This is a genomic window from uncultured Jannaschia sp. (assembly GCF_947494055.1).
Classification (GTDB): Bacteria; Pseudomonadota; Alphaproteobacteria; order Rhodobacterales; family Rhodobacteraceae; genus Jannaschia.
In genome coordinates this window covers 307,341-326,648 of sequence record NZ_CANLTR010000001.1, presented here as the reverse complement: position 1 = coordinate 326,648, position 19,308 = coordinate 307,341, and the positions used below count along the sequence as shown (strand labels likewise).

At 71.4% G+C, this 19,308-nt stretch carries 20 protein-coding genes; 8 read left to right on the top strand and 12 right to left on the bottom strand.

Annotation, left to right across the window (positions count from 1 at the left end; all coding sequences use genetic code 11):
- The first annotated feature begins 43 nt into the window (after positions 1-43).
- Genes sseA through Q1A87_RS01660 form a run of 3 tightly spaced genes read left to right on the top strand, consistent with a single transcriptional unit; the run spans position 44 to position 3,742 of the window.
- Positions 44-895 carry a 3-mercaptopyruvate sulfurtransferase gene (sseA, locus tag Q1A87_RS01670; RefSeq protein WP_299646379.1) on the top strand — a complete coding sequence of 284 codons (852 nt, stop codon included), beginning with the start codon at positions 44-46 and terminating at the stop codon, positions 893-895.
- Positions 895-2,079 (top strand): amino acid aminotransferase, encoded by a 1,185-nt coding sequence (locus Q1A87_RS01665; protein WP_299646377.1) that lies wholly within the window; start codon positions 895-897, stop codon positions 2,077-2,079. Before sseA ends, Q1A87_RS01665 begins: the two co-directional genes overlap by 1 nt.
- A gap of 25 nt (positions 2,080-2,104) precedes the next feature.
- Positions 2,105-3,742, top strand: coding sequence for a thiamine pyrophosphate-binding protein (locus Q1A87_RS01660; RefSeq protein ID WP_299646375.1), 1,638 nt, complete (start codon positions 2,105-2,107; stop codon positions 3,740-3,742).
- 306 nt (positions 3,743-4,048) lie between these two features.
- Here Q1A87_RS01660 and pgeF read toward each other — a convergent pair whose 3' ends face one another.
- The 3 genes from pgeF to lgt are packed head-to-tail and all read right to left on the bottom strand — an operon-like array spanning position 4,049 to position 6,731.
- The gene (gene pgeF, locus Q1A87_RS01655) at positions 4,049-4,789 is read right to left on the bottom strand and encodes a peptidoglycan editing factor PgeF (protein WP_299646373.1); all 741 of its coding nucleotides are present in this window, start codon (positions 4,787-4,789) and stop codon (positions 4,049-4,051) included.
- Entirely contained in the window at positions 4,786-5,835 is a 1,050-nt protein-coding gene (locus Q1A87_RS01650; RefSeq protein WP_299646371.1) for an SAM-dependent methyltransferase, read from the bottom strand. The genes pgeF and Q1A87_RS01650 overlap by 4 nt, the downstream gene beginning before the upstream one ends.
- Positions 5,832-6,731 (bottom strand): prolipoprotein diacylglyceryl transferase, encoded by a 900-nt coding sequence (lgt, locus tag Q1A87_RS01645; protein ID WP_299646537.1) that lies wholly within the window; start codon positions 6,729-6,731, stop codon positions 5,832-5,834. Before lgt ends, Q1A87_RS01650 begins: the two co-directional genes overlap by 4 nt.
- A gap of 95 nt (positions 6,732-6,826) precedes the next feature.
- On the opposite strand from lgt, the gene Q1A87_RS01640 reads away from it, so the two are divergent.
- On the top strand, positions 6,827-7,081 hold the full coding sequence (locus Q1A87_RS01640) for an accessory factor UbiK family protein (RefSeq protein WP_299646369.1): 255 nt from the start codon (positions 6,827-6,829) through the stop codon (positions 7,079-7,081).
- A gap of 35 nt (positions 7,082-7,116) precedes the next feature.
- On the opposite strand, the gene Q1A87_RS01635 is transcribed toward Q1A87_RS01640, so the two are convergent.
- The 5 genes from Q1A87_RS01635 to Q1A87_RS01615 form a co-directional block, all read right to left on the bottom strand.
- Positions 7,117-8,136, bottom strand: a complete 1,020-nt coding sequence (locus tag Q1A87_RS01635; protein ID WP_299646367.1) for a beta-eliminating lyase-related protein — start codon at positions 8,134-8,136, stop codon at positions 7,117-7,119.
- Positions 8,136-8,615 (bottom strand): YcgN family cysteine cluster protein, encoded by a 480-nt coding sequence (locus Q1A87_RS01630; protein WP_299646365.1) that lies wholly within the window; start codon positions 8,613-8,615, stop codon positions 8,136-8,138. Before Q1A87_RS01630 ends, Q1A87_RS01635 begins: the two co-directional genes overlap by 1 nt.
- The gene (locus tag Q1A87_RS01625; RefSeq protein WP_299646363.1) at positions 8,605-9,522 is read right to left on the bottom strand and encodes a bifunctional riboflavin kinase/FAD synthetase; all 918 of its coding nucleotides are present in this window, start codon (positions 9,520-9,522) and stop codon (positions 8,605-8,607) included. The genes Q1A87_RS01630 and Q1A87_RS01625 overlap by 11 nt, the downstream gene beginning before the upstream one ends.
- A gap of 119 nt (positions 9,523-9,641) precedes the next feature.
- Positions 9,642-10,514, bottom strand: a complete 873-nt coding sequence (locus Q1A87_RS01620; RefSeq protein WP_299646361.1) for a TIGR01459 family HAD-type hydrolase — start codon at positions 10,512-10,514, stop codon at positions 9,642-9,644.
- 82 nt (positions 10,515-10,596) lie between these two features.
- On the bottom strand, positions 10,597-11,268 hold the full coding sequence (locus Q1A87_RS01615) for a Hint domain-containing protein (RefSeq protein ID WP_299646359.1): 672 nt from the start codon (positions 11,266-11,268) through the stop codon (positions 10,597-10,599).
- Positions 11,269-11,480: 212 nt separating this feature from the next.
- Between Q1A87_RS01615 and Q1A87_RS01610 the strand changes: the two genes are divergently transcribed.
- Positions 11,481-13,607 carry a tetratricopeptide repeat-containing sulfotransferase family protein gene (locus Q1A87_RS01610; RefSeq protein WP_299646357.1) on the top strand — a complete coding sequence of 709 codons (2,127 nt, stop codon included), beginning with the start codon at positions 11,481-11,483 and terminating at the stop codon, positions 13,605-13,607.
- Between the two features lie 77 nt (positions 13,608-13,684).
- On the opposite strand, the gene Q1A87_RS01605 is transcribed toward Q1A87_RS01610, so the two are convergent.
- Genes Q1A87_RS01605 through Q1A87_RS01595 form a run of 3 tightly spaced genes read right to left on the bottom strand, consistent with a single transcriptional unit; the run spans position 13,685 to position 15,992 of the window.
- Positions 13,685-14,413, bottom strand: a complete 729-nt coding sequence (locus tag Q1A87_RS01605) for an alpha/beta hydrolase (RefSeq protein ID WP_299646355.1) — start codon at positions 14,411-14,413, stop codon at positions 13,685-13,687.
- Between the two features lie 31 nt (positions 14,414-14,444).
- On the bottom strand, positions 14,445-15,305 hold the full coding sequence (locus Q1A87_RS01600; protein ID WP_299646353.1) for a DMT family transporter: 861 nt from the start codon (positions 15,303-15,305) through the stop codon (positions 14,445-14,447).
- Between the two features lie 42 nt (positions 15,306-15,347).
- Positions 15,348-15,992 carry a DUF2161 family putative PD-(D/E)XK-type phosphodiesterase gene (locus Q1A87_RS01595; protein ID WP_299646351.1) on the bottom strand — a complete coding sequence of 215 codons (645 nt, stop codon included), beginning with the start codon at positions 15,990-15,992 and terminating at the stop codon, positions 15,348-15,350.
- A gap of 90 nt (positions 15,993-16,082) precedes the next feature.
- Between Q1A87_RS01595 and Q1A87_RS01590 the strand changes: the two genes are divergently transcribed.
- The gene (locus Q1A87_RS01590; protein WP_299646349.1) at positions 16,083-17,003 is read left to right on the top strand and encodes a manganese-dependent inorganic pyrophosphatase; all 921 of its coding nucleotides are present in this window, start codon (positions 16,083-16,085) and stop codon (positions 17,001-17,003) included.
- 24 nt (positions 17,004-17,027) lie between these two features.
- Here the strand turns inward: Q1A87_RS01590 and Q1A87_RS01585 are convergent, their stop codons facing one another.
- Positions 17,028-17,528, bottom strand: a complete 501-nt coding sequence (locus Q1A87_RS01585) for an Lrp/AsnC family transcriptional regulator (RefSeq protein ID WP_299646535.1) — start codon at positions 17,526-17,528, stop codon at positions 17,028-17,030.
- 441 nt (positions 17,529-17,969) lie between these two features.
- Here Q1A87_RS01585 and trxB point away from each other — a divergent pair, with 441 nt between their 5' ends.
- Positions 17,970-18,995 (top strand): thioredoxin-disulfide reductase, encoded by a 1,026-nt coding sequence (trxB, locus tag Q1A87_RS01580; RefSeq protein ID WP_299646347.1) that lies wholly within the window; start codon positions 17,970-17,972, stop codon positions 18,993-18,995.
- The gene (locus tag Q1A87_RS01575) at positions 18,992-19,273 is read left to right on the top strand and encodes a hypothetical protein (RefSeq protein ID WP_299646345.1); all 282 of its coding nucleotides are present in this window, start codon (positions 18,992-18,994) and stop codon (positions 19,271-19,273) included. The genes trxB and Q1A87_RS01575 overlap by 4 nt, the downstream gene beginning before the upstream one ends.
- Positions 19,274-19,308 lie beyond the last annotated feature (35 nt).

The window sequence follows — 19,308 nt, the reverse complement described above, 5'->3', positions numbered from 1 at the left end:
GGGCCGGCCGGGTCTAAGCCGCGCACGACCCCAGGAGAGCCCGATGGCCGACGATCCCGCAACCCTCGTCTCGACGCGCTGGCTGGCCTCGCGGCTGGCCTCGCCCGACCTGCGCGTGATCGACGCGTCTTGGTATCTGCCCGACATGGGGCGCGACGGGCGGGAGGAATACGCGGAGCGCCACATTCCCGGGGCGCGGTTCCTCGATCTCGACGAGGTCAGCGACGCGCGCTCGGCCCTGCCGCACATGGCGCCCCCGGTCGAGAAGTTCGTGTCGCGGATGCGCCGGATGGGCGTGGGCGACGGACATACGGTGGTGATCTACGACGGGGCCGGGATCCTCTCGGCCGCGCGGGTCTGGTGGCTGTTCCGGCTATTCGGCAAGCAGGCGGCGGTGCTCGACGGGGGCCTGCCGAAATGGATCGCCGAGGGGCGTGAGGTGACCTCGGACCCACCCACCATCCGCGACCGGCACATGAATGTCGCGCCGCGTCCCGACCTCATGCGCGACGTGATACAGGTGGCGCAGGCGGCGAAGCTGGGGCACGCGCAGATCGTGGATGCCCGCGGCGCGGCCCGCTTCCGCGGCGAGGCGGCGGAGCCGCGCCCCGGTCTGCGCGCGGGTCACATTCCCGGATCACGCAACGTCCCTTACGCCACGCTCTTCGAGCCCGACGGCACGATGAAGGACGGGGCGGACCTCGCCCGCGCGTTCATCGCCGCGGGCGTCGACCTGAAGCGACCGGTCATCACCACCTGCGGCAGCGGGGTGACGGCGGCGATCCTCAATCTCGGCCTCGCCCGGCTGGGCCACGACGACCACGCGCTCTACGACGGCAGCTGGGCCGAATGGGGCATGTATCCCGACCTGAAGACCGCACGAGGAGACGCCTGATGCTGACCGACCTGACGCCGCAGGCGCCCGACAAGATTCTGGCGCTGATGGCCGCCTACCGCGAGGATCCGCGCGACGCGAAGATCGACCTCGGCGTGGGCGTCTACCGCGACGCGGAGGGTCGCACGCCGGTCATGCGCGCGGTGAAGGCGGCGGAGCGAGAGCTCGTGGAGACGCAGGACACCAAGGTCTATACCGGGCTCGCCGGCGATCCGGCCTTCGCGGACGCGCTCTCCACGCTGGTGCTGGGGGACGACAAGCCCGCCGACCGGCTCGCCGCCGTCGCGACGCCCGGCGGGACCGGGGCGATACGGCAGGGGCTCGAGCTGATCCGCATGGCCGCGCCGGCGGCGAAGGTCTGGCTGTCGGACCCGACCTGGCCGAACCACACGGCGATCGCGAAATATCTGGGCATGGAGATCGCGACCTACCGCTACTTCGACGTCGAGAGCGGTGGCGTGGACTTCGAGGGGATGCAGGCGGACCTCGCCGGGGCCGCGCCCGGCGACGCGGTGATCCTGCACGGCTGCTGCCACAACCCGACCGGCGCGAACCTGACGCGGGACCAGTGGGACCGGACGGCGGCGATCCTGTCCGAGCGCGGCGCGGTGCCCTTCGTCGATATCGCCTATCAGGGCTTCGGCGACGGGCTCGCGGCGGATGCCGACGGCGTGCGCCGCCTCGTCGCTGCCGTTCCCGAGGCGCTGATCGCCGCCTCCTGCTCCAAGAACTTCGGCATCTACCGCGAGCGGACCGGGCTCCTGATGGCGGTCGCGCCGTCGCCCGACGCGCTCAAGGTGACGCAGGGGGCGATGGCGGCGCTGAACCGGCTCAACTTCTCCTTCCCGCCCGATCACGGCGCGCGTGTGGTGACGATGATCCTCGGCGACGACACGCTCCGCGCCGACTGGATGGCGGAACTGGAGGAGGTGCGCGGACACATGCTGTCGCTGCGCGAGCAGCTGGTGGGCGAGCTGCGGGACCGTACCGGCTCCGACCGGTTCGGCTTCCTCGCCGCGCACCGGGGTATGTTCTCGCTGATCGGCGCGACGCCCGAGCAGGTCGAGACGATGCGGCGCGATCACGGCATCTACATGGTGGGCGACAGCCGCATCAACGTCGCCGGCCTGAACGCGCAGACGGTGCCGCGCCTGGCCGACGCAATCGTCGCCGCCGGCGTCTGATCCACCGACAATCGGGAGACGGGACATGCGGCACGGCGGACAGATCCTCGCCGATCAGCTGAAGGCGCAGGGGGTGGAGCGGGTGTTCTCCGTCCCGGGCGAGAGTTTCCTCGCCGCGCTCGACGGCCTGCACGAAAGCGGCATCGCGAACGTCGTCTGCCGGCAGGAGGGGGGCGCGGCGATGATGGCGGAGGCGACGGCCAAGCTCACGGGCCGGCCGGGCGTGCTGTTCGTCACGCGCGGGCCGGGGGCGACCAATGCCAGCGCCGGGCTGCATGTCGCGATGCAGGATTCGACGCCGATGGTGGCCTTCGTCGGCCAGATCGCGCGCGGCCACCGCGACCGTGAGGCGTTCCAGGAAGTCGATTACCGTGCGATGTTCGGCCCACTGGTCAAGTGGGTGGCCGAGATCGACCAGACCGAGCGCATCCCCGAATACGTCGCCCGTGCCTTCTCGGTCGCGCTTTCCGGGCGGCCGGGACCGGTCGTTCTGGCGCTGCCGGAGGACATGCTCTCGGCCGAGGCGGAGGTGCCCGACCGGCCCCGCGTCGTCGTCCCGCATCCGGCGGTGCCCGATCTCGGCCCCGTGATCGAACGGCTGACACGGGCCGAGCGTCCGCTCGTCGTCGCGGGCGGGCCGGGCTGGTCCGAGGAGGCCAGCCGCGACCTCGCCACCTGGGCGGAGCGGCACGGCCTGCCGGTCGCGGTGTCCTTCCGGCGGCAGGACGTGATCGACAATCGCTCGCCGGCCTATGCAGGCGACCTGAACGTCGGGCCGAACCCGAAGCTCATGCAGCGGCTCGGCGCGGCCGACCTGATCCTCGCGCTCGGCACGCGGCTGGGCGACATCTCCACCGGCGGCTACGAGGTGCTGGACCCGCAGGGCACGACGCCGGCGCTGATCCACGTCCATGCCGATCCGGACGAGATCAACCGTGTCTGGCCCGCCGAGATCGCCATCGCCGCGCGCGGCCCCGACGTGACGCGGGCACTGTCTGCGCGGAACGACGACCTGCCGGGCTGGCATGCGGCACAAGCGGCGGCGCGGGCGGAGTACGAGGACTGGCTGCGGCCGAAGCCCACGCCGGGCGCGGTCCGGCTGGAGGAGGTCATCGCCCATCTCGACGCGACGCTCGCCGAGGACGCGATCGTGACCAACGGGGCCGGGAACTACGCGGGGTTCCTGCATCGCTACTACCGCTGGAAGCGGCAGGGCACGCAGCTCGCGCCGACCTCGGGCAGCATGGGCTACGGCTTCCCGGCGGCGATCGCGGCAAGCCTCGCCCATCCGGGACGGCAGGTCGTCTGCCTCGCCGGGGACGGGTGCTTCCAGATGACTTTGAACGAGATGTCGACGGCGATGCAGCACGGTGCGACGCCGGTGGTGATCGTCGCTAACAATGGCCGCTACGGCACGATCCGCATGCACCAGGAGCGGCACTATCCCGGTCGCGTTTCGGGCACCGATCTCGCCAACCCGGACTTCGCGGCGCTGGCGCGGGCCTATGGCGGGCAGGGCTGGACGGTGACGGAACAGGCCGACTTCGCGCCCGCGCTCGACGCGGCGCTGGCTTCGGGGACGGTGGCGGTGATCGAGCTCAGGCTCGACCCGGACATGCTGACGACCGGCGCGGCGCTGTCGGACCTCGCCCGGTCCCGCTGAAGTCTCATCGGACGCGGCCACCGTGGCAGACGGGACCGCGTCCGGCCCGCCCGGGATCTGGCAGGGGATCCCGGACGTATCTCAGGTCTTCGCAGTTCGGCCGTCCGCGGGCGTCGACCGGAACCGGGACGGCGTTGTCTCCGCGTCGCGGGCATCGTCGGCGGTCCGGTCCATCCAGACGATACGCGACACCGGTCCGACCTTCACCTGCAATTCGTAAACAGGATGGCAAGGTAGCGCGGCGGCCACAGGGCCGGAGCGGGGAAGTTCGGTGACCTCAATGTGGCGCTTGAATGTCGCCCGGGCTCAGAGCGCGATGGCCGAGATGAGGCGTCCGTAATCCGCCTCGCCCGCATGGGTCGTCCGGCGGTAGGAGTAGAACCGCGCCGGGTCCGAATAGGTGCAGTGGCCGGTCCATTCCGCGTCCACGCCCGCGCGGCGCAGGCGTCGCAGCGCGAAACCGGGCAGGTCGAAGCGATATTTCCCGTCCGCCCCATTCGCAAAGAAGCGGAGGGCGTCGGGTTCCTGCGCCTCGAACGTGTCGAGGAAGTCCGAGCCGACCTCGTAGGCGCGCTGGCTGATCGTCGGGCCGATCGCCGCGCGGGTCGCGCCGGAAGTCGCGCCGAGGTTTTCCATCGCGGCCAGCGTCGCCTCGAGCACGCCACCCAGCGCGCCGCGCCAGCCGGCATGCGCCGCGCCGATCACGCCGGCTTGCGCGTCGTGGAACAGGATCGGGGCGCAATCGGCGGTCAGGATCGTGAGCACGACGCCCGGACGGTCGGTGACGATGCCGTCGGCCCGGGGGCGCGTTTCGGGGTCGACGGCCACGACGGCCTCCGCCGAATGGACCTGATGCACTCCGTGGAGCGGACCGCCCATCGCCTCGGCCACGCGGGTGCGATTGGTGGTGACGATGTCGGCCTGATCGCTGGAACCGGTGCCGCAGTTCAGACCGTCGAACACGCCCGACGAGGCCCCGCCGCGGCGCGTGAAGAAGCCGTGGCGGATCTCGCCGAGATGGTCCGAGGTCAGGATCTCCAGAGTCATTCGTCGAATCCCGGCGGCAGGGCCGCCCCCGCGGGGACGAGGGCGATCGCCTTGAACAGGTCGCCCATCTCTGCCGGGTGGGTCAAGCGGCGATGCGCGGCGACATGGGCGTCGAGTGCCGCGCCCTCGAGCTTTCGCGCCAACGCCTGCGCCCGGGCGGTGATGCCGAGCCGTTCGAGCAGGACGCCCTGCGGCGTCACGGCGGAAGCGCGGGCGGGCGGCGCGGCGCGGGCCACGGCCTCGAAATCCACATGCGCGGTCAGGTCGGCCGTACCGGGCGCGTCGAGCGGCGGGACAGGCGCGTGGTCGCGCAGCGCCTGCAGCGTGTCGCCGCGACTGCGCCAGTGGCCGTAATCAACGAGGATCGCGGCCCCGCCCCGGGCGACGCGCTCGGCGACGGCGGAGACGACATGCGGCAAGGCGGGGCAACGCTCGACCAGCGTGCCTTCGGGGACGTCGTGGTGGTCGAGCTCGGGCACCGGCACGACGGGGCCGAGGGCAAAGGCCAGTGCATTATCCCGCACCGTCACCAAACGCTCGCGCCAGCCCGCCGCCGCCCGAACGAATTGCCGGATCGGCAGCGCGTCGAGGAACTCGTTGGCGACGAGCAGGATCGGCCCTTCGGGCAGGTCGTCCACGCTGTCGTGCCAAGTGGGATTGTAGGCGATCAAGGTGTCGGCCTGCACGGCGCGGAGCGTCGGCGACGCCTCCACCAGATGGATGGAGACGGCCGCCGCGAAGTCGGGCACCGACCGCGTGGCACGCAGGATGTCGGCCATCAGCGTGCCGCGCCCGGGTCCGAGCTCGGCGAGCGCGACCGGCCCGCCCCCCTGATCCAGCCACGCTTGCGCGAGGCAGAGGCCCAGCATCTCGCCGAACATCTGGCTGATTTCCGGCGCGGTGGTGAAGTCGCCCGCCGCGCCGAACGGGTCGCGCGTCGTGTAGTAGCCGAGCGTCGGATGCAGCAGCGCCTCGGTCATGTAATCGGCGACCGTCATCGGCCCGGTCGTCTCGATCCGTGCGATCAGGGCGTCGGCAAGGTTCACCGCCGTGCCGCGCGCACCGCGAGCCAGGCGCCGCCGAGGCCCACGACCAGCATCGGCACCGAGAGGACCTGGCCCATCGACAGGCCGAACTCGCCCCAGCCGATCACATGGCCCAGCGGATTGTCGGGCGTGATGTACTGCGCGTCGGCTTGGCGGAAGTGCTCCACGAAGATCCGCGCCGCGCCGTAGCCCGCGAGGAACAGGCCGCAGATCAGGCCCCGCGCCTTCAGCCCTCCGGCGAACGCGATGGCCCAGAGCACGACGAGGAGCACCAGCCCCTCGAGCATGGCCTCGTAGAGCTGGCTCGGGTGGCGGGCGCAGAGCTCGCCCACGTTCGCGCAATCCTGCGCCGCGCCGCCGGGAAAGATCACCGCCCAAGGCAGCGTCGAGGGCCGGCCCCAAAGCTCCGCGTTGACGAAGTTCGCGAGCCGTCCGAGACCGAGCCCGAGCGGCGTGCAGAGCGCGGCGAGGTCGAGGAGCGAGCGGATCGGAATGCCGTGCTTCATCGCGTAGACGATCACGAGGAGCCCGGTCGCGATCATCCCGCCGTGGAAGGACATGCCGCCTTCCCAGAGGTAGAGGATCTCCACCGGATGGCTCAGGTAGTATTGCGGCTGATAGAACAGCACGTAGCCCAGACGCCCGCCCAGCACGATGCCGAGCGTGATCCAGGTCATGATGTCCTCGATCTGCGCGCGGCTGGCGAGCGGTGCGTCGCCGGGCCAGAACCGGGCGCGCGGCGCGGCCCAGCGCGCCATCAGCCAGCCGCCGACGATGCCGACGATATAGGCCGCCGCATACCATTTCGGCGCGATCGTGATCCCGCCCAGAGTGACGCTGAAGATGTCCGGCGAGATATCCGGGAAGGGGAGCACGAGGGCTGCGGCGACGATCATGCCGGTGCAATGCCCGCGCGTCCGGGGGCGGTCAACCTTGAGGTCGGGGTCCATGCGCCCCATATCGGATGCGAACCAGCCCGGAGGCCCGACAGATGCAGACCCGCAACCGCTTCATGGACGATATCGGCCAGCTCATGACCAATGCGATGGGCGTGGCGCAGGGCGCCCGCACGGAGGCGGAGACGGCGATGAAGTCGCTGCTCGACCGCTGGATGGCCGATCGTGACTTCGTCACCCGCGAGGAGTTCGACGCCGTGCGCGCGATGGCGCAGAAGGCGCGCGAGGAGAACGAGGCGCTGAAGGCGCGGCTCGACGCGATGAGCGGATCGGGCGGGGCGAACGGCTGAGCCTCCGGCGGGAGTATTTCCGCCAAGAAGAAGGCTCAGCCCGCCAGAAGCTCAAGCAACCGGTCGACCTCCGCGTCGGTCTTCGTAAAGTCGCAGACGAGGCGACACAGCGGAGTCTTCATGTCGTCCATCAAGTAATATTGTGCCTCTGCCTGCGCACGCTCGTGTGCGGCACGGGGCAGGCGGCAGAAGATCATGTTCGCTTCGGGCGGATGAGCCATCTCCGCGCCGATCCCGCGCAAGCCCGCCGCGAGCCGCTGACAGGCTCTGTTGGCGCCGCGGGCATTCGCGAGCCAGAGGTCGTCCTTCAGGTAGGCCGCCATCTGCGCCGACAGGAACCGGTGTTTCGACCAGAGCTGTGCGCCGCGTTTGCGGCGGAGCTGCATCTCCCAGTGACGGGCGGGGTCGCGCATGACGATCGCCTCGACCGCCATGCAGCCGTTCTTGGTGCCGCCGAAGCTGACCACGTCGAAGCCCTGCACCATCTCCGCCGCCGAGCAGCCGAGTGCTGCGCAGGCATTCGCGAAGCGCGCGCCATCGAGATGGGTGGCGATGCCATGGGAGCGGGCGAGGTCGGTCAGGGCCGCGAGTTCATCCAGTGAATGGACCGTTCCGACTTCGGTGACGTTGGTGACGCTCATCGCGGCAAGCTGCACGTTGTGGACGGAGCCCGTCAGGCGGGCGATCTCGTCGGCGACGCGGTCGGGCGACATCTTGCCGTCCGGGCCCCCGACCGGGACGAGCTTCGCGCCGTCGGCATAGAACTCGGGCGCGCCGCATTCGTCGCGTTCCACATGCGAGTCGCGGTGGCAGAGGATCGACCCCCAGGGCGGCACCAGACCCGCAAGCGCGAGCGCGTTGGCCGCGGTCCCCGTGCCGACCAGCAGCACCTCCGCCTCGGGCCAGCCGAACAGGTCGCGCAGCGCGTCCCGCACGCCCGGCATCCAGGGGTCGGCGCCGTAGGGCATGGCGCCGCCTTCGTTGGCGGCGACCATCGCCTCCATGATCGACGCGGCGACGGGCCCGGTATTGTCCGAGGCGAAGTTGAGGTTCATCAGGCCCCTCCTGTGGGTTCTTCGATCACGAAATCCTCCCAGTCCTCGTCCTGCACCATCGTCTCGTTCACCGTCTCGTCCATCAGGGACGCGCCGGCCAGGTGCGGCGACATCGGGTCGCCGGTCAGGAGCGGATGCCAGTGCGGCAGGGGGCGGTTCTCGTGGAGGCGCCGGTAGGCGCAGGTGTCGGGCATGAAATAGGCGGCATCGGCCAGGGTCTTCGGAGTCAGCACGACGCATTCGGGCACGAAGGAGAGCCGGGTCTCGTAGCTCGAGCAGCGGCAGGTGCCGTCGTCGAACAGGCGGCAGGCGATGCGGGTCAGCGCGACCTCGCCCGTCTCCTCGTCCTCGAGCTTGTTGAGGCAGCATTTTCCGCAGCCGTCGCAGAGCGCCTCCCATTCCCGCGTGGTGAGGTTCGCGAGCCCCCGCTCCCAGAAGCGCGGTCGCAGCCCGTCGCGGTCGATCGGATCAGAGGCCATCGAGCGCCGCCCTGGCCCCGGCGCTGTCGGCGTCCATCTGCGCGACGAGAGCGGGCAGTCCGTCGAACCGCGCCTCCGACCGCAGGAACGCGACGAGCGCCACCGAGATGTGGGTGTCGTAGAGGTCGCCTTCGAAGTCGAACAGGAAGGTTTCGAGGTTCGGTTCGTTGATCCCGAACATCGGTCGCACGCCGAGGGAGGCGACGCCGTGGTAGCGGCCGGAATGCGGCCCACCCAAGACGTCGACGAGCACCGCGTAGACTCCGAGCTTCGGCAGGTGCAGCCCCGCCACCGACAGGTTCGCCGTCGGATATCCCAGCCCGCGGCCCCGCTTCTCACCGTGCAGGACCGGCCCCTCGATCCGGTGCCAGTGGCCCAGCATCTCCGCCGCGTCGCCGGGCCGCCCCTCGCTCAGCGCCTGCCGGATCGCGGTGGAGGAGACGGGCGACGCGCCGCCGAGGAGGTCGGCCAGCACCACGTCGAAGCCCAGCCGCGCGCCGCCCTCGCGCAGCGTGCCGGCGTCGCCGGCGCGGCCCTTGCCGAAGCGGAAGTCGGCGCCCACGACGACGCGCGCGAGGCCGAGATCGCGGGCCAGGACGTCCGCCATGAAGGCCTCCGCCGTCAGCGGGGCGATCTCGGGGAAGGGCAGCTCGAACAGCGTCTCCACGCCCAGCTTCTGGAGCCGGTGCGCGCGCGCCTCGGGGGACATCAGCCGGAAGGGCGGGGCATCGGGGGCGAAGACGGTGCGGGGATGCGGCTCGAAGGTGACGACGGCGAGCGGCGCCGCGCCGCGCGCGAGGTCGAGCACCGACTGGTGGCCGCGATGGACGCCGTCAAAATTGCCCATCGCCGCCGACGCGCCGCGCGCCTCGGCCGGAACGGCCCGGTGATCCGTGATGATCCGCATGGGCAGCGGGCTAGCCCGGGCCGGGCAGGGGTGCAAGGACGGCCATGCGCTCGATGAGCGGACGGGATCGACCGGGCGCGGGCGGGGGACTGCGCGGCCGCGTCGCCTCGGGGGCGGGGCTAGCGGAGGCGCCCGATCGTATAGGTCGGCGTGATTCCCTCGGCATCGAGGAAGCGTGCGAGCCGGGTGGGGTCGGGACGCCCGTCAGGGCCGGTTCCGGTATCCGTCGCGGCCAGTCCGCCGGAAATGAAGAGCAGGTCCAGATCCTCCCCCATCGCGCCGGCGGCATCGGTGCCCGGACCGTCCCCGATGGCGAGGATCTCGGCATCCGGCACCATCTCGACCTTCGCGAGCCGCCGCCGGGCGAGGTCGTAGATCGGCGGGTGAGGTTTCCCGAAATAGAGGCTCTCGCCCCCCATCTCGGCATAGAGCGCCGCGAGCGCGCCGGCGCACCATTCACGGATTTCGCCGCGGTCCACTACGATGTCCGGGTTCGCACAGAGCAGCTTCAGGCCGCGCCCGAGCGCCGCCTCGAACTCCGGCCGCAAGGTCTCGGGATCGGCCATCGGGTCGAACGGGCCGGTACAGACGATCCCCTCCGCCGCCTCGAGCGGGACGCGCTCGATCCGGGCGGGATGATCGAGGATCGCGGGCGGCTCGAAGAAGGCGGCGTCGTGCGACTGCCCGAGATGCCAGACGCGCTCTCCCACCACGCCGCCGAACATCGCGACGCGGGCCGAGTCGCCCGAGGTGGCGATGTCGTCGTAAGCCGTGTCGGGCACGCCGAACTGCGCGATCTGCGCGGCCACGCCGGCGCGGGTCCGGGGCGAGTTCGTGACCAGGATGACGCGGCCGCCTCCCGCACGGTAGGTCGTCAGGGCCTCCATCGCGCCGGGCAGGGCCCGCACGCCGTCGTGAACGCAGCCCCAGAGATCGACGAACAGGGCGCGGTATCTGTCCGACACCTCCGCGAGCGCTTCGATGATCTGCATGGGGTCCCCGCTCCGCCGTCGTGCCGGGCCCGTATCTACAGACACACGCCGCGCCGTCCACCCGGGGCGGCGGCCGGTATCGTCAGGCCGCGAGCGCGATGTCGCGCGCCTCGGTCGCCGAAAGCGTCGGCAGGCGGGGTGCGCCGAACCCGGCGCCGCCCGCGCTCTGCGGGAACAGGCGGGCGAGATCGGCCAGGACGTTCCGCGTCAGGTGCGCGCAGGTCGCCCGGGCCGGATGGTAGCTCGCCACCCCCAGCCCGCCGGCGAGGACGGCTTCCTGGCCGGCGCATGCGATGCCCCAGGTCGCCACCTCCCACTTCGGCGTGACGGCCGTCACGCCGTACCCGTCCTCGAACGCCGCCAACGGCGCGAAGGCGACCGGTCCGCCGACGAGGTCCGTCAGGGCCGGACGTTCGATCAGGACGAGGGCGTGCTGGCCCAGGACGATGTCCTGCGTCGGACCCGCGGCGCCGAAGGCGTGCGCCGCCACGCGGTACAGCATCGGCTGCGCATCCGGACCGCCGTGGAGCCGCGAGCCGACCCAGTCGACGCGGGCGAAGCCGCCGCCGCGCACGGCAACCCGATCGCCGGGCGTCACGTCCTCGATCGCGACGGGACCGGCGGGGCCGCGCAGCAGCGTTCCGCGCCCGAAGCTCGACACCGCGGCGTCGATCAGCGGCGCGCCGGGCAGGCGGCGCAGGTCGCGACGCAGCACGCCCTTGTGGTCGAGCCAGGCGAGGTCGTAGTCCGCCATGGGTTCCGGTGCAGGGACCGGCCGTGGGACGATGGCGGAATCGATTGCGGGGAATCGCTGGAATGCGCTCATGACAGAGCCGTCCTATGACAACGGCCCCCACCGCAGTGCTTCGGGCGTAACGCGTGGTCAGCTTCCGATCTACTGCCCTGAGGGAAACAATGCGTTTCACGCGCCTGTTCCGGTGCTGCCGCGAGTGCTAATCCCGGCGCATGACGCCGCCTTCCTCCGACATCGAGACCGCCCGGCGGATGCTCGATCACGGGCAGCCCGCCCCGGCGCGCGCCCGGCTGCTCCCTCTCGTCGCGCAAGACGCGACGGCGGCCGAGGCGTGGCTTCTGCTGGGCCGGGCCGAGGCGGATATGGGCGGAACGGTCGCAGCGCGGGGGGCATTCGCGCGATGCCTCGCCCTCGCCCCGTCCGAGCCGGTCGCGTGGATGGAACTCGCGATCTTCGAGGCGGGACAGGGGCGCGGCGGGGACGTGGTGAAGCAGGCGCGGAAGGCGGCCCTGCCGCAGATGCTCCTGACGATGCTGCGGGACGCGGCGAGCGGATCGGGCGCACGCGCCACCGGCGCCGGCCCGGCGACGCGGGCGGACCTCGCCGCCCTGTCGCGAGCCTCTGATTCGGGGGAGGCCGCGACGGTCGAGCGGCGGACACGTCCGCTGCTGGCGAAGGGCGGGGGTGCGGTGCTCTGGGGCCTGCTCGGGCAGGCGCGGGCGCGGGCAGGAGACGCGAAGGGCGCGGTCGAGGCCTACGCGCAGGGTCTGCAGCGCGAGCCCTACGCCGTCGATCTGCGGCTCGGCCTCGTGCAGGCGCGACTCGCGGCCGGGGCCGTGCCTGCGGCGCTCGTGGATGCGCGCTTCGCGGCACGGGCGGCGCCTCAGCTCGCCCGCGCCCAGATCGTCTTCGGGCGCACGGCGCTCCGGGCCGGGCAGTCCGATCTTGCGTCGGACGTCGCGGAAGCGGCGCTGACGCGAGGGCTGCGGGACGACGGCCTGCTCGCGCTCGCGGCGGAGGCGGCGATGCAGGCCCGGCGGGGCGACCTCGCCGTTATGCGTGCCGCGGCGCGCCGGCCGGACGCGCCGGGGCGCGACCTGCTTCTGGCGGCGACGCAGGACCGGGCGGGGCAGGCGGACGCGGCGCTTGCGACCTATGGGGAGATCCTCGCGCGCGATCCGGAAGACGTGGCGGCGCTGACCGCGCGGGGACAGCTTCTGCAAACGTTGGGTCGGGCCGAGGCAGCGGAGGCCGACCTGCGCGCGGCCATCGCCGCCGATCCCGCTGACGGGACGGCCTTCCGGGCCCTGGCCTACGCCACGCGGCTCGACCCCGGCGACGGAGCGCTCGCCGCGACAGAAGCGGCGCGGGCGCGGCCGGACCTGCCCGCCGCTGCGGCGCGCACGCTCGATTACGGGCTGGCCCGGGCGCTCGCACCCGGCGATCCGGCGCGCGCGGCCCGGCATCTGGCGCAAGCCAACGCGGCCATGCTGGACGCCTATCCGTACGATTCGCGTCAGCCCGCCGCGCAGGTGGCGCATGCGCGCGACGTCGTCTGGCCGGCCATCCGCACGGCGATGGCGGGCGGGGTCGCGAGCGACTGCTCGGCGGCACCGATCTTCGTGACCGGCCTGCCGCGCTCGGGCACGACGCTCGTCGAAGCCATCCTCGCCGCGCATCCGGAGGTCGTCGCGGGCGGCGAACTGGCGGTGCTGCGCCGGGCGACCGCCCCGCTCCAGGCGGCCATCGCGGCCGGTGCGCCCGTCACGCCGGACCTCCTGACCGCGACGGGGCGCGCCTATGCCGACGCGGCGGACCGGGCCGCGGGCGGGGCGACGGACCAGCGCCGCACCGACAAGTCGATCTTTTCCTTCCTCGAGGTCGGGGCCATCCGCGCGGTGTTGCCCCGGGCCCGCATCGTCGTCGTCACCCGCGATCCGCGCGACACCGGTCTGTCGATCTGGCGCAACCATTTCCGTGAGGGAACACACCGCTACGCCGCCTCGCAGGAGGGGATCGCCGATCAGATCGCGGCCTTCCACGACGCGATCGGCTTCTGGCGGGAGGTTCTGCCCGACGCCGTCCACAGGCTGTCCTACGAGGCGCTGCTGGACGACCCAGAGGGGCAGGCGCGGGCGTTGCTCGCGGCCTGCGACCTGCCGTGGGACCCTGCCGTGCTGTCCTTCCACGAAGCCGCGTCGCGTGTCGCGACCCTGAGCTTCGCGCAGGTGCGACGGCCGATCTATACGTCGTCCAAAGGTGGCTGGCGGGCCAGCGCGGAGGAGATCGCACCCTTGATCGCGGCGCTGGCCCGGAAGGGGCTACTGCCAGACGCGTAGGGCTATTGGTGACGTCGTTGATGGGAGACCGCGATGCGGAAAGGCGGCCGTCACAGGGTGACGACCCCGTCCCGCACTCAGTCGGTGAAGCGCTCCACGACGTCGCCGAGGGTCATCGTCCGGTCGAAGCGGCCCTCGGCGAGGAAGGCCAGCACCTGACCGATCACCAGTGGCTGGTTCATCATGAAGGTATGCGTGACCGGCATCGTCAGGTGATCGTCCATCCCCTCGACACGGGTGGAGGCGACCGACACCTTGCCGTCGTCGGGCCCGGGCAGGATGGTCGACCAGAACGGCGACAGGCTGCGCGTGCCCGCGATCACGCCGACGCCCGGCCAGACGGGGCCGAGGCTCGGCGGCAGGCCGTCGGTCCCGAGTTCGCGCCCGGCCGGGCCGTTCGCCCATTCGAAGGCCGCGAGGTCGCCGAGCATGTCGACGATCTCCGACCCGCCATTGGGCGGCGCGAGCATGATCGTCCGCCCGAGCCGCGGCAGGTCGTGCGCGGCGAGCCAGGCGCGCAGCAGGATGGCGCCCATCGAATGTGTCACGAAGTCGATGCGTGCCGCATCGCCGCAACCCGCGATCGCGCGGGGCAGGGCGGTCGCCGCGATCTCGACGATGGTGCCGGAGGCCGGGTCGTAGTCGCTGTTGGAGACGCGGTAGCCCTCCGCGTCCAGCGCCTCGGCCATGACCAGCATCGACGCGTCGCTCCGCGCCAGCCCGTGCAGGAGGACGACGCAATCGGGGGCGGCGCGGGCGGAAAGCGGCAGCGCGGCGAAGAGGACGAGGAGCGCGAACCGGATCATCCGTCGAATCTAGGGTCCGTTCGTCATGACGCTAGGGTGCGGCGCGTCGCGCGCCGTCACGAGACCGGGAGGGCAGGCGAAGCGTCGCGAGCGCAATCCCCGCGAGGACCAGAGCCCCCGCCGCGAGCGCACGCGTATCCGGGATCTCCGACAGGAGAAGCGCGCCCGCCACGGTCGCGATCACCGGCACGGCGAGCTGCGCGACGCCGGCGGTCGCCACGCCCATTCGCGGCAGGACCCGGAACAGCAGCGCGTAGCCGATGCCCGACGCGATCGCGCCCGACAGGACCGCCATGACTACGCCGAAGAGCGTCACCGACATGCCCCACCACAGGGGGGCGAGCACGACGAAGAGCGCGGTCGCCACGAGAAAGTTGCCCGCGCTGCCCGCAAGCGGCCGGGGCTCGAACTTGCCGGCGAAGCTGTAGGCCGCCCAGCCGAGGCCCGCGGCAATCATCAGCGCCGCGTCGATCGGATCGGCCCGCACGCCGCCGCCGGGCAGGAGCAGCCAGACCAGTCCGCCGAGCGACAGCGCCATGCCCGCGATCCGCACCGGCCCGCTCCGCTCGCCGCGCAGGAGCGACAGCGCGAAGAGCCCCATCTGCACCGTCGCGAAGAGGATCAGCGCGCCGAGGCCCGCATCGAGCGTCCGGTAGGCCAGCGAGAAGCCGAGGAGGTACACGACCAGCGCGACCGCCGCGCCCCAGCGCCGTGCCCCGGCCAACGTGACCCCGCGCCCGGTGGACAGGAGCGCGAGGACCGCCGCCCCGGCCGCCACCCGGATCGCCGCGAAGGCCATCGGGTCGGTCCCATCCACGACGCCCGCGCGCGTGAGCAGCGAGTTCGCCGCGAGGAAGCAGAGGGCGAGGGCGGTGAGCAGGGCGAGGCGCATGGCGCTTGGTGGACCGGGGCGGGACCGGGTGCAATGGCGGCGTCAGGCAAGGGCGTCGTGGCCCGCCTGCGTGAGCGCGTAGGTTCCGCGTGCGACCTTCGCGAACCAGCCGTAATGGTTGTCGCGCAGGATCGTCGTCGCCCGCACGATTCCGGTCGCGTCGCGCACGTCGCGCCCGCGGCTCGCACCGGCCTTCGCCAGATGCGCCGCGATCGCGCGGGCGTCCTGCCGGTAGGCCGTCATCAGCCCGTCCCGCGTCGCGCCCCCCTGCGCGGGATCGCCGCGCCGGGCGGCGAACTCGCGCAACAATCGGGCCTTCGGCTTGGCGGAGAGGCGGGGCCGGAACGGACCGGGGTCGCAATGCACGGTCACGGCGCCGTCGGGAAAACGGACGGTCAGGATGCCGAGGCCGAGGCGGCGGGCGAGCTTCAGGTTGGATTTCAGCGCCGCGAGGCCCCGCCGTCCCGTGACGTCGGGCACGGCGAGATAGACATGCGGCGTGATCGCCTGCCGGTCGATGGCCTGATGGACCAGCGCGAGGCTGAACCCGGTCTTGAGCTCGACGATCACCGGCGGCTCGTCCCCACGGACCGCGACGACGTCGGCCGGGCCGATCTCGCCCTTCACCGCGTAGCCCTGACCTTCGAGGAACGCCTTGACCGGGGCGTAGAGCTCCGTCTCCCGCATGTCATGCCTCGCCCCTCGCCGGACGTGACATCGCCCGCGGCCGTTGCTAAGGGCCCGCGCGACCCCGATCAACTTCACCACGGATGCCCCATGACCACGCTCGTCTTCGGCCACAAACACCCCGACACCGATTCCACCGGCAGCCCGATCGCCTGGGCCTGGTATATGAACGAGGTGCTGGGCACCGAGGCGAAGGCCGCGCTGCTGGGCGAGCCCAACACCGAGGCGGCGTGGATGCTGGAGCGCTGGGGCCTGGACAAGCCCGAGATCCTCCTCGACATCGAGGACGACCAGCCCTGCGTGATCGTCGACACGAACAACCCCGCCGAGCTTCCCGCCAATATCGGCCGCGCCGACCTGCGGCAGATCATCGACCACCACAAGCTGACCGGCGGGATCGAGACCGTCGTGCCGATCGACATCACCATCCGGCCGCTCGCCTGCACCGCGACGATCATGGCCGACCTGATGGGCAGCGCGCTGTCCTCCGCGCCAGAGGCGATCCGCGGCGCGATGCTGACCTGCATCCTGTCGGACACGCTGGAGTTCCGCTCGCCCACGACGACCGACCACGACCGCGCGCTGGCCGAGCGTCTGGCGGGCGATCTGGGCGTCGACATCCCGGAATTCGCCGCCGAGATGTTCGCGGCCAAGTCCGACGTCTCCGCCTTTTCCGAAGCCGAGCTCCTGCGGATGGATTCCAAGGAGTTCGAGACCGGCGGCGCCAAGTTCCGCGTCTCCGTCCTCGAGACGACGTCGCCGGATACGATCCTGTCGCGCAAGGACGCGCTGATGGCGGCGATGCCCGAGGTCGCGGCCGAGGACAACGTGCATCAGGTCCTGCTCTTCGTGGTCGACATCTTGCGCGAGGAGGCGACGCTCCTCGTGCCCAACGAGATGACGAAGAAGGTCGCCGAGGCGAGCTTCGGCGCGCAGGTCACGGGCGATCAGGTGGTTCTGCCGGGCGTGATGAGCCGCAAGAAGCAGATCATCCCCGCCCTCAAGGTCTGAGCCGCCGGGGCCCGGCCGGCGCGATCAGGCGTCGAGCGCCAGCCGGGCCTCCATCACCTCGAACGGAACGCCCGGCACGGTCTTCGCGTCGCGGATGACCAGCGAGGTCTTCACGCTCGCGACGTTCTCCGCGGCGGTCAGCTCGCCCGTCAGGAAGGACTGGAACGAGCTGAGATCGGTCGCCACGCATTTGAGGATGAAGTCGGTCTCGCCGTTGAGCATGTGGCACTCCCGCACGAGCGGCCAGTCCCGGCAGCGCGCCTCGAAGGCCGAGAGGTCCGACTCCGCCTGCCGGACCAGCGAGACCATCGCGTAGACCTGCACCTCGAAGCCGAGGGCGCGGGCATTCACGCGGGCGTGGTAATTCTCGATGTAGCCCGCTTCCTCCAGCGCGCGGACGCGGCGCAGACAGGGCGGCGCGGAGATGCCGACGCGGCGGGCGAGCTCGACATTGGTCATGCGTCCATCGGCCTGGAGTTCGGCGAGGATCTGACGGTCGATCGGATCGAGCGAGGAGCGTGGCAAGTCGGCCTCCGGAATGTCGAATGCGTTTCCTTTCACTTGTCGCAATTCCGGCGAGGGCGAAAGATTGTTTCACGTCTCGGCAATCATTTTTCCGAGATGCGCAGCCCTCCGTCGGCCGAGGTCGTCTGTCCTTACCGGATTCGAGTTCGGGACACCGGGTTCGTCAGGTTCGCAGGCCTGTCGAAGGAGGATACCTTGTCTCGTTGTTAATTAATCGCCGCGGGCACCGCGGTCGCGATGCTCGTTCTCGGCAACAGGGCAATGCGATCTCGAACGCCTTCGTCATCGTCGACGGCTCCGGCAGCGCCTCGACGGGCGCGGACTACGTTGACCTGGCGTTCGCGACCGCCGGGCCCCGTGGCGTCGGTTCGCCCTCGCCCGGGGGTTTCGCGCGAGGGCCCGTCCGCCTATATCGGGAAACCAGACGAGAAGGGGACCGACATGGGCAACTTACAGACCGAGACGCGCCATTCACGGGTTCTCATCATCGGGTCCGGGCCGGCGGGCTACACGGCCGCTGTCTATGCGAGCCGGGCCATGCTCGAGCCGGTTCTGGTTCAGGGCATCCAGCCGGGCGGCCAGCTGACCATCACCACCGAGGTCGAGAACTGGCCCGGCGACATCGAGGTGCAGGGACCGGACCTCATGGTGCGGATGGAGGCGCAGGCCCGCGCCGTCGGTACCGAGATCGTGGGCGATCATATTGCCTCGCTCGACCTCTCGAAGCGGCCTTTCACGGCGACCTCCGACACCGGGACGCGATATACCTGCGATGCGCTTATCCTCGCGACCGGGGCGCAGGCGAAGTGGCTGGGTCTGCCGTCGGAGGAGCATTTCAAGGGCTTCGGCGTCTCCGCCTGCGCGACCTGTGACGGGTTCTTCTACCGCGGCAAGGAGGTCGCGGTCGTAGGCGGCGGCAACACCGCCGTCGAGGAGGCGCTGTTCCTGACGAACTTCGCGTCCAAGGTGACGCTGATCCACCGGCGCGACACGTTGCGGGCGGAGAAGATCCTGCAGGATCGGCTGTTCCGGAACCCGAAGGTCGAGGTGATCTGGGACCACGAGGTCGACGAGGTCCTGGGGGCCCACCAGCCGCGCGGCGTCGAGGGCCTGCGCCTGAAGCATCGCGAAACCGGTGCCGTGCGCGAGATCGCGGTGCATGGCTTCTTCGTGGCGATCGGGCATGCGCCGGCCTCGGAACTGGTCGCGGACTGGCTGGACCTGCATCACGGCGGCTACGTCGTCACCAAGCCCGACTCGACCGAGACGTCGATCCCCGGCGTCTTCGCGGCGGGCGACCTGACCGACCACATCTACCGCCAGGCGGTGACGAGCGCCGGAATGGGCTGCATGGCCGCGCTCGAGGCGGAGCGTTTCCTGGCCGAGCATGGCGAGGATGCCGGCCCCGCGCAGGACCAGACCGAGCCGCTGGGCTATGGCGCCCCGGTCGAGGAACCGGCGGAATGAGATCGGCGGCGGTTCTCGCGGTCGCGCTGCTGGCGGCCTGCGGTGGCGAATCCGTGCCCTCGACGGATGTGGCGGGGCCGGGGCTCTGTCCCGACCCGGACCCGGTGCGGGACGGGCCTTTTGTCGACATGATCCGCCTGAACGATCGCGCGGCGGTCGAGGCGGCGCTCGCGCGCGACCCGGCCGATCCGCGGGCGCTGGCAGCGCGGGCGATCGTCACCGGACGCGGCCGGCCCGACCCGGTGCAGGCGGATTGCTTCGCGCCCTACCTGTCCTGACGATCCGATCGGCTCCGGGGGGGGTCGAACAAAGC

What these genes read in the sequence shown, in the direction of transcription:
- Q1A87_RS01600 (WP_299646353.1), bottom strand. Translation starts at nt 15,305, where the DNA reads ATGCGCCTCGCCCTGCTCACCGCCCTCGCCCTCTGCTTCCTCGCGGCG.
- lgt (WP_299646537.1), bottom strand. Translation starts at nt 6,731, where the DNA reads ATGATCGTCGCCGCAGCCCTCGTGCTCCCCTTCCCGGATATCTCGCCG.
- Q1A87_RS01595 (WP_299646351.1), bottom strand. Translation starts at nt 15,992, where the DNA reads ATGCGGGAGACGGAGCTCTACGCCCCGGTCAAGGCGTTCCTCGAAGGT.
- sseA (WP_299646379.1), top strand. Translation starts at nt 44, where the DNA reads ATGGCCGACGATCCCGCAACCCTCGTCTCGACGCGCTGGCTGGCCTCG.
- Q1A87_RS01665 (WP_299646377.1), top strand. Translation starts at nt 895, where the DNA reads ATGCTGACCGACCTGACGCCGCAGGCGCCCGACAAGATTCTGGCGCTG.
- Q1A87_RS01590 (WP_299646349.1), top strand. Translation starts at nt 16,083, where the DNA reads ATGACCACGCTCGTCTTCGGCCACAAACACCCCGACACCGATTCCACC.
- pgeF (WP_299646373.1), bottom strand. Translation starts at nt 4,789, where the DNA reads ATGACTCTGGAGATCCTGACCTCGGACCATCTCGGCGAGATCCGCCAC.
- trxB (WP_299646347.1), top strand. Translation starts at nt 17,970, where the DNA reads ATGGGCAACTTACAGACCGAGACGCGCCATTCACGGGTTCTCATCATC.
- Q1A87_RS01625 (WP_299646363.1), bottom strand. Translation starts at nt 9,522, where the DNA reads ATGCGGATCATCACGGATCACCGGGCCGTTCCGGCCGAGGCGCGCGGC.
- Q1A87_RS01605 (WP_299646355.1), bottom strand. Translation starts at nt 14,413, where the DNA reads ATGATCCGGTTCGCGCTCCTCGTCCTCTTCGCCGCGCTGCCGCTTTCC.
- Q1A87_RS01635 (WP_299646367.1), bottom strand. Translation starts at nt 8,136, where the DNA reads ATGAACCTCAACTTCGCCTCGGACAATACCGGGCCCGTCGCCGCGTCG.
- Q1A87_RS01620 (WP_299646361.1), bottom strand. Translation starts at nt 10,514, where the DNA reads ATGCAGATCATCGAAGCGCTCGCGGAGGTGTCGGACAGATACCGCGCC.
- Q1A87_RS01630 (WP_299646365.1), bottom strand. Translation starts at nt 8,615, where the DNA reads ATGGCCTCTGATCCGATCGACCGCGACGGGCTGCGACCGCGCTTCTGG.
- Q1A87_RS01660 (WP_299646375.1), top strand. Translation starts at nt 2,105, where the DNA reads ATGCGGCACGGCGGACAGATCCTCGCCGATCAGCTGAAGGCGCAGGGG.
- Q1A87_RS01640 (WP_299646369.1), top strand. Translation starts at nt 6,827, where the DNA reads ATGCAGACCCGCAACCGCTTCATGGACGATATCGGCCAGCTCATGACC.
- Q1A87_RS01575 (WP_299646345.1), top strand. Translation starts at nt 18,992, where the DNA reads ATGAGATCGGCGGCGGTTCTCGCGGTCGCGCTGCTGGCGGCCTGCGGT.
- Q1A87_RS01615 (WP_299646359.1), bottom strand. Translation starts at nt 11,268, where the DNA reads ATGGCGGACTACGACCTCGCCTGGCTCGACCACAAGGGCGTGCTGCGT.
- Q1A87_RS01610 (WP_299646357.1), top strand. Translation starts at nt 11,481, where the DNA reads ATGACGCCGCCTTCCTCCGACATCGAGACCGCCCGGCGGATGCTCGAT.